The 13,417-nt window shown below is 65.8% G+C and carries 9 protein-coding genes; 3 read left to right on the top strand and 6 right to left on the bottom strand.

Annotated features, from left to right (window positions below; all coding sequences use genetic code 11):
- Positions 1-7 precede the first annotated feature (7 nt).
- Complete coding sequence (locus QMZ26_RS12670; protein WP_079223539.1) at positions 8-730, bottom strand: ABC transporter ATP-binding protein; 723 nt, start codon at positions 728-730, stop codon at positions 8-10.
- 24 nt (positions 731-754) lie between these two features.
- Positions 755-2,032, bottom strand: coding sequence for an efflux RND transporter periplasmic adaptor subunit (locus QMZ26_RS12665; RefSeq protein WP_200733145.1), 1,278 nt, complete (start codon positions 2,030-2,032; stop codon positions 755-757).
- 203 nt (positions 2,033-2,235) lie between these two features.
- On the opposite strand from QMZ26_RS12665, the gene glmS reads away from it, so the two are divergent.
- The 3 genes from glmS to QMZ26_RS12650 all read left to right on the top strand — a co-directional run bounded on the left by glmS (position 2,236) and on the right by QMZ26_RS12650 (position 5,321).
- Entirely contained in the window at positions 2,236-4,074 is a 1,839-nt protein-coding gene (gene glmS, locus QMZ26_RS12660) for a glutamine--fructose-6-phosphate transaminase (isomerizing) (protein ID WP_283221659.1), read from the top strand.
- 138 nt (positions 4,075-4,212) lie between these two features.
- The gene (locus QMZ26_RS12655) at positions 4,213-4,782 is read left to right on the top strand and encodes a TetR family transcriptional regulator (protein ID WP_283221658.1); all 570 of its coding nucleotides are present in this window, start codon (positions 4,213-4,215) and stop codon (positions 4,780-4,782) included.
- Between the two features lie 62 nt (positions 4,783-4,844).
- Positions 4,845-5,321, top strand: coding sequence for a nuclear transport factor 2 family protein (locus tag QMZ26_RS12650; RefSeq protein WP_200733142.1), 477 nt, complete (start codon positions 4,845-4,847; stop codon positions 5,319-5,321).
- A 74-nt stretch (positions 5,322-5,395) separates the two neighbouring features.
- Here QMZ26_RS12650 and QMZ26_RS12645 read toward each other — a convergent pair whose 3' ends face one another.
- The 4 genes from QMZ26_RS12645 to QMZ26_RS12630 form a co-directional block, all read right to left on the bottom strand.
- Positions 5,396-8,722: an ESPR-type extended signal peptide-containing protein gene (locus QMZ26_RS12645; RefSeq protein ID WP_283221657.1), complete on the bottom strand. Its 3,327-nt coding sequence runs from the start codon at positions 8,720-8,722 to the stop codon at positions 5,396-5,398.
- A gap of 67 nt (positions 8,723-8,789) precedes the next feature.
- Positions 8,790-9,497 (bottom strand): pilus assembly protein, encoded by a 708-nt coding sequence (locus tag QMZ26_RS12640; RefSeq protein ID WP_283221656.1) that lies wholly within the window; start codon positions 9,495-9,497, stop codon positions 8,790-8,792.
- A 17-nt stretch (positions 9,498-9,514) separates the two neighbouring features.
- Positions 9,515-10,663 (bottom strand): CfaE/CblD family pilus tip adhesin, encoded by a 1,149-nt coding sequence (locus QMZ26_RS12635; protein WP_283221655.1) that lies wholly within the window; start codon positions 10,661-10,663, stop codon positions 9,515-9,517.
- A complete protein-coding gene (locus QMZ26_RS12630; protein WP_283221654.1) occupies positions 10,660-13,392 on the bottom strand; it encodes a TcfC E-set like domain-containing protein in 2,733 nt (910 codons plus the stop codon). Before QMZ26_RS12630 ends, QMZ26_RS12635 begins: the two co-directional genes overlap by 4 nt.
- Positions 13,393-13,417 lie beyond the last annotated feature (25 nt).

Here is a 13,417-nt window from a genome sequence, read left to right as displayed (position 1 = left end):
CGGGCCCTCACTCGTTGACGGCGACGATGCGGCGCGGCGTGGCCAGCACCGGCTCACGCACCAGGTCGGTCACCTGGCCATCGACGATGTGCACGTTGCGCTGCGCGCGCGCGGCCAGTTCCGGGTCATGGGTGACCATGACGATGGTGGTGCCGGCCGCGTTGATCTCTTCCAGCAGCTCCATCACGCCACGCGCCATCTGCGTGTCCAGGTTGCCGGTCGGTTCGTCGGCCAGCAGCAGGCGCGGGCTGCCGGCCAGGGCGCGGGCGATGGCGGCGCGCTGCTGCTGGCCGCCGGACAGTTCGTTGGGGTAGTGCTTCATGCGCGAGCCCAGGCCCACCTGGTTCAGCGCCTTCTCGATGCGCTCGCGGCGCTCGCCGGCGCCCATCCTGCGGTAGCGCAGCGGCACGTCCACGTTGTCGAACAGGTTCAGGTCGGGGATCAGGTTGAAGCCTTGGAAGATGAAGCCGATCTTCTGGTTGCGCATGCGGCTGCGCGCATCATCGCCCAGCGTGCTCACGTCCTCGCCGTCCAGCAGGTAGGTGCCGCTGGTGAAGGTTTCCAGCAGGCCGGCGATGTTGAGGAAGGTGGTCTTGCCGGAGCCGGACGGACCGGTGACGGCGACGAACTCGCCTTCCTTGACCTGCAGTTCCAGCGAGCGCAGTGCGTGGGTTTCCACCTGTTCGGTACGGAATACCTTGGCGACCGAACGCATTTCGAGCATGTACATGGGGTGTCCTCTCTCCAGGATGTGTCAGTTGACGGAGACGCGTTCGGCGTCCTTGAACAGGTCGCTGCCCGAGACCACGATGCGGTCACCTGGCTGCACACCCGACTTGATTTCCACTTCGCCCAGGCTGCTGACGCCCAGTTCCACCGGCCGGCGCACGGCAGTGCGGCCGTCCATCACGTAGGCTACGCCGTTGCCCTGTTCGACGAACGGGCCACGCTCGACCTTCATCACGTTGCGGCGGGTATCGAGCAGCACGCGCACCGACATGCGCTGGCTCTGGCGCAGGCCTTCCGGCTGCGCAGCGGCAAAGCGCACGCGGGCATTGACCTCGCCGTTGACCACTTCCGGCGAGACCGCGCTGATCTCGCCCGGGAACGGCTTGCCGTTGCCGCCGGTCAGCTGTGCGGGCATGCCGATCGCCAGGTCACGGGCGAAGCTCTCCGGCACCTTGATCTCCACTTCGAACTTGGACAGGTCGACCACGCCCAGCACCGGCGCGTTGGCCGCCAGGTTGGTGGCCTGGGTGGCCTGCACCTGGCCGACCTGGCCATCGAACGGCGCGCGCAGGGTCAGCGCATCCACCTGGCGCTGCACTTCGGTTACCACCGCCTTCTGGCGGTCGGCCAGCAGGCGCTTGTTGCGTGCGTCCAGGTCGGCGCCCTGGCTCTGCAGGCGCGCATCGGTGGTCGCGTTGGCCAGGGTGATGTCGGCCTTCTTCAGCGAATCCTGGGCCTTGGCCAGGTCGATCTGCGGCACCGCGCCGCCGTCGTAGCCGCGCTGGTAGCGCTGCAGGTCACGGTCGGCGGCCTGCCGTTCGATGCTGGCCTGGTCGGTTTCCTTGCGCGACTTGGCGCGGGCCAGGGTAGCGTCCAGCGCCGCGCGGCTGGCTTCGGCTTCCAGGCCGGCCAGAGTGGCCTGTTCCTGGGCCAGCTTGCTGCGCAGTTCCGGGCTGTCGATGATCGCCAGCTCCTGGCCCTTCTTGACCACGTCACCGGCCACCACCTTCAGGTCCACCGTACCTGCGGAGATGGCGTACAGAGTGGGGCTGTTGGCGGCGATGACGCGGCCGTCGGCGGCGATGTCGCGCACCAGGTCGCCACGCTGCACTTCGGCGATGCGCACCCGGCTGCTGTCGAAGGAGCGGCTGGCGTTGGACCAGGCATGCACGGCCCAGCCGATGGCGGCCAGCAGGGCAATGGCGCCCAGGGCCGGCCAGCGGTAGCGCTGCCAGGCCGCACGGGGGGCGCTGGCGGAGGGGGCGGAAACGATCTGGTCCTGGGCAGAGGTGTCGCGGATCATCGGGAGCATGCCTTTCGGTGGTGCCAAAGACCAAGCACGCTCCGTGCCAACTTTTTTTCACGCCTTTTCAATGGTTTGCGACTGGGTTCTCCGTGTCCGGGTGTCCGCGGACACTGTTGCGGACACTTTCATTAAGCGGACAGGAGGGACGGCACGGGCACCCACGCTAGAATGCGGCGACCGTCTTCAAGGAAAAGCGCGACATGTGTGGAATCGTGGGTGCGATCGCTGATCGCGATGTGGTGCCGGTGCTGATCGAAGGACTGAAGCGGCTGGAGTATCGCGGCTACGATTCCTCCGGCATCGCGGTGATCGACCGTGCAGAGCGCCCGGACGTGCGCCGCGTGCGCCGTACCGGCCGTGTCTCGGAAATGGCCACCGCCGCCGAAGCCGAAGGCTTCCATTCCCAGCTGGGCATCGGCCATACCCGCTGGGCCACCCATGGCGGGGTGACCGAGGCCAACGCGCACCCGCACATCAGTGCCGGCGTGGCGCTGGTGCACAACGGCATCATCGAAAACCATGAAGAACAGCGCGAGAAGCTGCGCGCGCTGGGCTACACCTTCGAGTCGCAGACCGACACCGAAGTGATCGCCCACCTCATGCACCACCACCTGAAGGGCGGCGACAGCCTGCTGGGCGCGCTGCAGCGCACGGTGAAGGAACTGACTGGCGCCTACGCGCTGGCCGTGGTCAGCCGTGCCGAGCCGGACCATTTCGTCTGCGCACGCATGGGCTGCCCGCTGCTGGTGGGCCTGGGTGAAGGCGAGAACTTCGTTGCTTCCGATGTCTCGGCGGTGATCTCGGCCACCCGCAAGGTCATCTTCCTGGAAGAGGGCGACACCGCCGACGTCCGCCGCGACGGCGTGCAGGTGTTCGACGAGCACGACCAGCCGGTCGAGCGTGACGTGCACCTGTCCGACGTCTCGCTGGCCTCGCTGGAGCTGGGCCCGTACCGCCACTTCATGCAGAAGGAAATCCACGAGCAGCCGCGCGCGCTGGGCGACACCATCGAAGCGGCCATCGACGCCGGTGGTTTCCCGGCCGAGCTGTTCGGCAAGAGTGCCGAGGCCGTGCTGGCCGGTATCGAAGGCGTGCAGATCCTGGCCTGCGGCACCAGCTACTACTCCGGCCTGACCGCCCGCTACTGGATCGAATCCATCGCCGGCTTGCCGTGCAGCGTGGAAATCGCCAGCGAGTACCGCTACCGCGCGGCGTACGCCAACCCCAAGCACCTGATCGTGACCATTTCCCAGTCCGGCGAAACGCTGGATACGATGGAAGCGCTGAAGTACGCCAAGTCGCTGGGCCACAAGCACACGCTGTCGATCTGCAACGTGCCGGAAAGCGCGATCCCGCGTGCCAGCGAGCTGGTCTGCTACACCCGTGCCGGTGCCGAGATCGGCGTGGCCTCGACCAAGGCCTTCACCACCCAGCTGGCCGCGCTGTTCCAGCTGACCGTGGTGCTGGGCAAGCTGCACGGCCGCGTCGATGCCGCGCAGGAAGCCGATTACCTGGAGCAGCTGCGCTTCCTGCCGGGCAGCGTGCAGCACGCGCTGAACATGGAACCGCAGATTGCCGCCTGGGCCGAGCGCTTCGCCCGCAAGAGCAGCGCGCTGTTCCTGGGCCGTGGCCTGCATTACCCGATCGCACTGGAAGGCGCGCTCAAGCTCAAGGAAATCTCCTACATCCACGCCGAGGCCTACCCGGCCGGTGAACTGAAGCACGGCCCGCTGGCGCTGGTGGACGAGGACATGCCGGTGGTGGTGATCGCGCCCAACGACAGCCTGCTGGAAAAGGTGAAGTCGAACATGCAGGAAGTGCGCGCCCGCGGCGGCGAGCTGTTCGTGTTTGCCGACCAGGACAGCAATTTCAGCGAGTCCGAAGGCGTGCATGTCATCCGCACCCCGCGCCATGCCGGCGTGCTCAGCCCGATCGTGCACACCATTCCGGTGCAGCTGCTGGCTTACCACACCGCGCTGGCGCGCGGCACCGATGTGGACAAGCCGCGCAACCTGGCCAAGAGCGTTACGGTGGAGTAAGGGCAGGGCCCGGGTTCTCCGGCCCGGCAGCTGGGCCATGGTGGATGAAGAAGGCGGGGCGCGCAGGCGTTCCCGCCTTTTTTTTGTTTCCTGCACGTGGCAGTTGACAGGGTAGAACGATCGTTCTACCTTGGCGTCGTGGACACCATCACCAACGACACCAAGCAGAAGATCCTGGCGACCGCCGAGGCCCTGATCTACCAGAACGGCATCCATGCCACCGGCATGGATCTTCTGGTAAAGACCTCCGGCGTGGCGCGCAAGAGCATCTACCGCCATTTCGAAAACAAGGACCAGGTCGCCGCCGAGGCGCTGAGCGCGCGCGATGTGCGCTGGTTGGACTGGTTCAGGCACGAGTGCGAGAAGGCCGACAGCGCCGAAGCGCGCCTCCTGCGCATGTTCACGGTGCTCAAGGGCTGGTTTGAATCCGAGGATTACCGCGGCTGCGCGTTCATCAACACAGCGGGCGAGGTCGGCAACCCCGATGATCCGATCCGCCGGATTGCCAGGCATCACAAACAGAAGTTGCTCGATTACACGCTGGAGCTGACCGGGCAACTGGGTATCGAGCAGCCAGCCGCCCTGGCGCGGCAGTTGCTGGTACTCATGGAAGGTGCCATCACCGTATCCCGCGTCATGGGCGACTACGGCGCTGCAGACCATGCCAGGGACGTGGCGCAGGTGTTGTTGAAACAAGCCCGGCGATAACGCCCGGGCAACGCCCATCCGCTGAAGTAACCCGCGTATCCATCCCCATTGGAGGCCCCACCGTGTCCGCTGAACCGTCCCGTCCGCCGCTTCCTCCGTTCACTCTTGAATCGGCCACCCAGAAAGTCCGTCTGGCCGAAGACGGCTGGAATTCCCGCGATGCCGACAACGTCTCGCTCGCCTATTCGCTCGACACCCAGTGGCGCAACCGTGCCGAGTTCACCAGCGGCCGCGAAGAAGCCCGCCAGTTCCTTGCGCGCAAGTGGAAGAAAGAGCTTGAGTACCGCCTGATCAAGGAGCTGTGGGCCTTCACCGAAAACCGCATTGCCGTGCGCTACGCCTATGAATGGCATGACGACTCGGGCAACTGGTTCCGTTCCTATGGCAACGAGAACTGGGAATTTGGTGCAGATGGCCTGATGGAGCGCCGGTTCTCGTGCATCAACGACATGCCAATCAAGGAGAGCGAGCGCAGGTTCCATTGGCCGCTGGGGCGTCGCCCGGATGATCACCCCGGGCTGTCCGATCTGGGCATGTAAGGGTGGCTGGCCATTGAAAGTCCAAGCCCCGGCGCAGCGCACGGTAACCGCACACCACGCCGGGGCATCACGGCTTACCAGCCGATACCCACGCCCACGCCCATGCTGCGCTCACCACTGTTGGTGAAGGCACCATTGAGGCTGAAGGTGGCCGAACCCTTCTCGTTCAGCACGCGCTGGTAGCCCACCGCCATGGCCGATTCGCCTTCGGCATAGCCCACGCCCGCACCCAGGCGGTTGTACGTGGCCAGGCCGGCGGTGTTCATCGCCATCGCGGTCTGCGCGCTGCTCATCGCCGCCATGCGGTTGAAGCGCTTGTCCATCTTGTTCAGGCGCGCATCCACTTCGCGGGCGATGCCATCGCTGTAGTCGTTGGCACGGGCCAGCATCTTCTCCAGTTCGGCGGTGTCGACCTGCGGCTTCGGCGATTCCGGCGCCTCTGCCTTGGGCTGCGGCGAGGACCTCGGCGCGTTGCCGGTGTTGGCGGCGACCTTGTCGTCGTTGCTGGCGGGCGGCGCCGGCTCTTCAGCCACGGGCGGGGTGGCAGGCGTGCCCGACTCATTGGAAGCCAGCGCCATCATGCGCGACTGTGGCTGGCCGTCGATGCGCTGTTCCAGGCCATCCATGCGGCCGTTTAGCTGCTGCTGCATGGAATGCAGCTGGCCGCCGTTGACCGCATCGCGGCTGCCGGCCGCGATAAGGCCGTTGCCCACGTTGGACAGGATCATGCCGTTGGCGCCGGCCAGGGTGATCTGGTTGAGGCCGTCGGCGCGGGCGGTGGGGGTGTCCTGGAAGATGGAGCGGAGCTGGCCTTCGACCCCGTCCATGCGGGAGGTAGTGCGCACCACCGCGCCATCGAGGATGGTCAGTGCATCGCCGACGGTGTGCTGGCGGGTGTTCTGTACGGTGTAGGTGGGAGCGGTCACGTTGCCAGTTGCGTCGAGCTTCGCGCCGCCGCCGAGGACGGCAAGGGTGTCGTTCAACTGGCCGACGGTGGTGGCGTTGTGGTCGGCGGTACCGCGGGCGAGGTTGGTAAGGCGGCGCTGGAGCGCGCCATCGCCGAAGGATGCGGTATTGCTCTCCGCAGCAGTGGAAGAATCACCGATGGCGACCGCATTCTTCGCCCCCTTCTTCACAGAGCTATCAGCGCCCAGTGCCAAACCTCCCTGCTCACCTACTGCGGACCCAGTACCCAAGGCAAAGCCGCCATCCGCTCCATCCTGAACCCAAGCAGCGCGGCCAAGTGCAACAGAGTTCTCACCGAGGGCTCTTGAATAGCTGCCGAGGGCAACGGCGCCATCCTTGGTGGGTGATGCAAACGCAGAGTCACCCATGGCAACGCCGAGACGTCCCGCCTGCGCCTTCTCGTCATCCAATGGTGTGCCCACCGCAATGTACCTGGATCCAGCCTCCATGCGCGCCTGCACGTCAGCGATCGACTTCTCAGCACCGGCCACTTTAGCGTTGGTTGCCGCCAGCTGCCCGCCCGTCACAGCTTCGGTGCTACCAGCAACAAGCGCGCCTTCCGCAACCCCAGTGATCTTCCGCTTGCCATCACTCTTGTTACGAACATCCAGCACGGAACCGGAATTGTTTCCACCCAGGCGAACACTGCCCGACGGTCCATCCTCTCGCACCAGCCCCTCCAGCACCGTTACCTTGGCCACTGCATTGTCCGCAGCGGTTGCCGCGCCCTGCGCCAGGGTTTCGGCACCACGGGCCATCTCGTCGACGGCGAACAGCTGCGCGCCCGTTACCGCCTCAGTACTGGTCGCTGACAGCGCGCCCCGAGCCACATTTACGATCCTGCGTAGCGTCCCGGCGCTGCTGTTCCCCACCGAAACCTGATCGACCCCGTCCGTCACCGAGCCGTCTCCCAGCGCCACCGATCCACTGTGTGCAGCATTGGCAGATGCGCCGATCGCCAGGGAGTTGATGCCGTCCGCCCGTGCGCGGTAGCCGATACTGACCGCGCCAGTTCCCCCAGCTCTGGCCGAATGGCCCACTGCCGTGCTCGCCGCCCCAATAGTTGCGCTATTGCTTCCCAACGCTGTGCTATGCCTTGCAAATGCATCAGCGCGGCTCCCCACTGCCACAGACTCAGGCTGCTTGGCCTCGGAGCGACTGCCCAAGGCGACCGAATCCTGGCCTGCAATGGCATTTCCGCCTACAGCCGTCCCCGAATTGACGTTCGCACTTGCCCCTTGGCCAAGTGCCAACGAGACGCCATCAAGCCGGGACGTCGCTGCCTGCGCTGTCTTCAACGCCTCCGTCGCAGCTGTTTTGCCTTGGCTGGCGAGTTCGTGGGTCATGTTCAGCTGGCGGCCATTGACCGCCTCACGGCTGGTCCCGCTGACCTGCCCATCCGCAACGCCTCCGATACGGCGGTCGTTGCCACCGTTGTTGCGAATGTCAATCAGCGATCCGCTGTTGCTCCTGCCGATTCGAATCTCACCCGAGCTGCCCGCGTGGTCGATAAGGCCCCGTAGGGTGACGGTAGTGCTCAAAGCACTGTCAGCCTTCACCAGCGCACTATCGGCAGTTCTCTGGGAACTTTCAGCACTGGTGTAGGCAAGATCGGCGCGTCGCTGTGCGGCCGTTACCTTTTCTCCGGTCTCGAACAGTTGATGCCCTGTCACGGCGTCGTTGCTCCCACTTGAGATTCTGCCCTTCTCGACATTCACAATGCGGCGCTTGATGTCACTGCTGCCAACCGACACCGTTCGGTACTCCGTTGCAACGGAGCTGGTGCCGAGGGCTACGCTGTCCCAGCTGCTCGACCTGGCGTTGTAGCCCAACGCCAAGGAATTGTCCTGGGCACGTGAGCCCGCACCTATGGCGACGGCGCCCTTGGTGGCGTTCGTTCCAGCCATGGCGTTGTATCCGATTGCAATGGCTTCATCGGCGTCGCTGTAGGTAATGCTTGCACTACGACCCAGCGCGATGCTGTTGCGACCTCTTGCATATGCATTGGCGCCGAAGGCCGTAGCCCCATGGGACATGGCACTGGCACCGAAGCCCATAGCGGTGCCGTAGCCACGCGCCTCAGTTGACGCGCCGAACGCCGAATTGTGATCCCCACTCGTACTTGCGTTGCCATACAACGTATCACCAGTGGCAAGAATGCCAGCGACGAAGGGCGGAGCGAAGAACGCCACACTGAGCGGATCGTCGTGAATCCCCGTCGGCTCATCGCGATTCACGCAGATGACATCACTTCCGGTGCAGTCGGGTTCGCTGGCGGCGTGGCTTATCGCCGCAAATGGAATCAGCACAAGCCCCGCGACGCAGGCGGCGCTTCTTGAACTGCGCGCAGGCTTGCCACGCGGCGAACTCAGTTCACTGGCCACCACCCAGCAGCGCCGGGTGGCATTCCAGATACGTCGATAGATGCGGTTCATTGAAGCTCCTTAGCAACACGGGGAAAAGTTCGCCCGCGCACCTGCGCAGGACAGAGATGGAATCGGATCAGCCTGCCGACGCGGAGACGGTCTGCACGTGCTCGCGGTAGCCGTCGCGGGTGAGGCGATAGCGCAGCTGCAGGGTGTTGCCGGGCTTCGGCTGGAACGGAAGTTCCAGTGCGGCATCCGGGTACAGGCTGTGGGTGATGTCATGGGCGGTGCAGGCACCGGCGCGCGTGCACTCGGCCACGCTGGTAATGCCTACGCGCAGGCTGCCGGTGTTATGCAGCGTGCTGCCCTGCAGCTGCAGCGCCACCTCGCCATCGGTGGGCAGCACGTTCACCAGTGCGCCCCAGACCAGACTGACGCCTACGTTGGCTTGGGATCCGGTTTCGCCTTCCACTGCGGTTTCTTCCGGCCCACGCACGCCCTCGAAGTACACGCGGTAGGCGGTTTCCTTCTGCACGGGCTGCAGCGGAATCACGCGGATCAGGCGGTTGCCGCCGCCAGCCAATGCGAACTTGCCGGGCGTCACGGCGATGGCGGCCTCGTGCGGCTCAACTTCGCTTTCCTGCTCGTCGGCGCTGGCAGGGTTGTCGATGCGACGCAGCGTGGCCTGCACGTACTGCGCCTGGGTGGACTGCGAGTACACACGGATCTGCGTGCTGCGCTTGCCCTCCACAGACGAGCGCATCGGGTGGACGGTGAGATTGGCGTGGGCTGGCGCTGCAAGCAGCAGCGCCACCGGCAACAGCAGGTAGATGAATTTGTTCACGAGTATCTCCTTAGGAATCAGGGCCGGACGGTGGGCACGCGCAGTTCGACCTTCAGCTCACCGGTGTAGACGCCTTCGCGCTTGCTGCTGGCTGTAAAGGCCGGTGTTTCAAGGGTGATCGGTGTCGGTACGCAATAAACGGGCTGGTCGAGCTTGGGTAGCTTCACCAGCCGCAGCGCGGTCTTGTCGACGCCCAGCAACTGCTCTTCCACGCCGTTGCGCATGCGGCGCTTGCTGCCGGCATAGTTCAACCAGACGTTGAAGCTCACGCGCTCGCGTTCGTCGCCGGTCGCATCGCGGTGCCAAAGCGAGTAGTCGTCGCCAGTACTGGGGTTTGAGCCTGTATCCCGCACGGTGACACCCAGGTATTCGCTCTGCGAACCCAGGCCGTCGTACAGGCACATGTCGACGTCCTTGCTGCCAGCGATATTCCCGATGCTTATGCGCGGATCGTAACGAAGATCCATGTTGACGTTGGCATTGCCGTTTTCGAACCCGGGCAGGTAGATCGCAACTGCGTCGTAGTCGGTGATCGTGAAATCGAAGTTGAAGACGTAGGTGGCGAGATGCTCGGACGGGGGGCGGCGCAAGCGAAGTTCGAGGGTGCCCTTCCAGTGGCCTGCGGTGAGGCGCTGGAGGCTCTTTTCGTTCAGCAGGAGAACTCCTCCCATTCCAACCTGCTCCAGCCCGAAGCACCCATTGCCTGATGACGAATGCGGCCAGTAGATGGTGCTGCGCCAGTAGTCCGCAGAACAGGAACCCGTCGCGTCGATTCTCTCGATCGCTGATGAGACCCAGGTGTCATAGCGGAGCCCGGTCCTTTGCTCAGTGAACGCTACGGCAATCTCACTGAATGCGCCCTTGGTTGTGTCATGCGTGTCCTCGACAGCACACCGTCCCGTAGCCGAGTCACTGGCTGATACACATGTGAAGAAAAGTGCGCCGTACTGCTTCGACGGATCAAGGTGATCGTGGGCGATCAGCGTCCTTCGCGGCCACAGCTCGATGCTTGCCGGAATCGCCGAGCGATCCCAACTCATCACCACGTCCTGGGTAATCACCCCGCTCGGCGGGTCCATCTGCGGCGGCCTCTGCGCCCACGCCTTCGGCACCACCACGGCCAGCGCACTCACCAGCATCCACACAAACAACACGCGCCGGCTCATGGCGTCTCTCCTGCAGCAGCGGTCTGGGGCACAACGGCAATCAGCGCCTGTTCCTGCAGCAGGCGGGTCACGCGGGCCTGCTGGCGTATTTCCGGCGGCAACAACGCCACGGCTAGCGGTTCGCACTGCACCGCGCCCACCAGCAGCACCACGCTGCGGCGTTCGCGTATCTGCAGGGGGCACTGCAACAGGCGGTCGTCCTGCAGCAGGTAAAGCGTCTTCTCAAAGCGCGGGAACTCGGCGACGAAGCCGCCATTGGCACTGGTGCCAGGTACCGGCGCGTTGAGAATGCGGGCGCCGCCCAGCGGCAGCCCGGCCACATCGCGCGCACTGCCGATGAAGGTGTAGGTCACCTCGATCGGCACCGGCATGCGCACCAGCCGGCCTGGCGAGAGGAACAACGGCCGCATGCCGGATGCACCGGTTACCCGCACCGAGGCGATGCCTTCCAGCGTGCTGGCGTCCTGCAGCTCGGCACGGTGGCTCTGGTAGGCCTGCAGCGGCATCAGCCGGCGCTCGCCCAGCTTCAGGCGCTGGCGGCGTGCGCCGCCCACCTGCAGCTCGGCGGCCAGGCCGCTCAGGTCCAGGTCGTCGGTGTCATCCACCTGCACGGCCAGGCCGGCATCGGCGGTGGCGCCGCCGCCCCAATACAAGCCGCGACGGCTCAGTGCAAAGCTGGAGGCGTGGTTGGCGCTATAGGAATACGTGTTGCTGCCCGGCTGGCGGTAGCCGGCCAGCGTGGCGCCGGTCTGGCCCCACGGGTTCTGCAGCTGCGCACCCAGCGTGGCGCTGTAGCGGTCGTTGTTGGTGGCACGCAGCTCGCCGGTCACCTCGCGGTAGTTGGCGTCCACGTCCTGGCGCAGGCTCTGGGCCACGCTGTAGGTCACGTCGGGGCGCTGGTGTTCGGGTTGGCGCGCATCCACGGCGTAGCGGCGCTGCGAGGTGCCGCGCTCGCCCTGCTGCAGCCGGCTCAGGCTGAGGCTGAGGAATACGCCGCGGTCGCGCGTTGCCGCTGTACCCACAGCGGCGTCGTTGCGCTGCTGCCACACGCCCGTGCGGGTGGAGACGGTGAACTCGCCCCAGCGATGGGTACGGCTGAAGCTGGCCTGCCAGGTGCGGCTGCGCTGGGCCTCGCGCTGCGGGCGCAGCGGGTCGGGCGGCAACCACGGCAGCAGCCCCTCCAGCGGGTCATCGCCAAAGCCGGGCAGGTCGCGCGCGGGCCGCCAGGTCTGCCGGCGGGTATAGCCCACATAGGCACTGCCGCCGGCCACCGGCAGCGACATCGACGCGCTGAGCGAATCGCTGCAGCCCAGTCGGTCGCGCGTATCGTCCTGGAAGCGGCAGGCGTTGCCGCGCATGCGTTGCTGGTAGACGTTCCATGCCGCCGTGCGGCGGTAGGACAGCTGATGCTGCTGGCCACTGCTGCCATCGCTGCCGCGCAGTACGCTGAACGCACCGCGCACATCCTGGGTGGAGAACTGGCGCCGTACATCCAGCCGCACTTCGCCATAGGTGAAGCCGGCAATGTCGGCCATGCCCGCGGTGACGGCCATATCGCGCACCAGCGGCACGCGTACGCCGGCATGCAGGGCCTGGTCGCCGTCAAACGTGTTCCTGCGGCGCTCATCGCGCTGGCCCAGCTGCACGAACCACTGCATGCGGCTGTCGGTCCAGTCGCCGCCCTTGTCGAACGGCGCGTCCTCGCTGCGCACCAGGATGCCGTCCTCGTAGATACGCAGGGTGACGTTGTAGCTGCCCATCGGGAAGTTGCGGGTGTCGAGCTGGTTCACGCCCGCCTGCAGGTAGAAGGTCTGCAACAGGCGCGCGCCGTCGAAGGCGTCCACCCGCGCATCGCGCGCCAGCAGCACGGTCAGCGGGGACGCCTGCACGGCGCCGTCGGCATCCACGTAGGCATAGGTGGTGCCGAAACGCATGCCGCGGAAGCGGTCCAGCGGCAGCATGCCGAAGGCGAAGGTGCCACCCTGGGTGCTGGAGAGGTTGCGGCGGTCCATCAGGCCGGCCTGCACGTAGTGCTCCTGGCCGAGGTCGTACCGGTAGTAGGCGCTGTCCAGCTGGAAATCATCGCTGCTGCCGCCGTGGCGGTACTGTTGGCGGTTGTAGTTCCACTCGCCTGCCAGGTGGCCACGCTCGAACACGCCCAGCGTGCCTGCGCCCTGTGCGCTCAGTGATTGGTAGTCGCGGCCACCGCTCATGTTGAACGTCTGCCGGTGCAGCCACGCGTTCTCGGCGTTGGGGGTGACACTGTGGAAGCGATGCGGCTCGCGCACTTCACCGGGAATCCATTGGCGGGCCACGAACAGGCGCACCGAGCCTTCGCCCTCGTCGTAGAGCGCGCTGACGGCAGTGGGCTCCTCGGGCGGTGCCATGTAGCCACAGCCGGCCGCAGCGCCACCGTAGCGGCAGGCCAGATGGCTGTTGCGCGGCATCGGCTGCGAGAGCGCGGGAAGGAGGGCGGCCTGCGCTTCGGCGGACAGGCCCAGTGCCTCAGCAACGCGCTGCGGGTCCAGAAGCTGCACGTCCTCCAGCGTCACCCGCACCGGCGACAGCCCGGCCGACTGGCCAAGCAGGCTGACGTCCAGCTGCTCGGTCTGGCCTTCAACCAGATCTTCGAAACCGGCGGGGACGGTGCGCGCATCGCATAGCGCGGGGGCCAGCGCCAGGGCGAGCGCCATCGCCAACCGGGAAACGGCGGGGGCGGGAATGTTCATGCAGGCGGGAATCTAATTGGGGGCC

The sequence above is a fragment of the Stenotrophomonas sp. PFBMAA-4 genome, assembly GCF_030053215.1.
GTDB lineage: Bacteria > Pseudomonadota > Gammaproteobacteria > Xanthomonadales > Xanthomonadaceae > Stenotrophomonas.
This window is presented reverse-complemented; position numbering and strand designations above follow the sequence as displayed.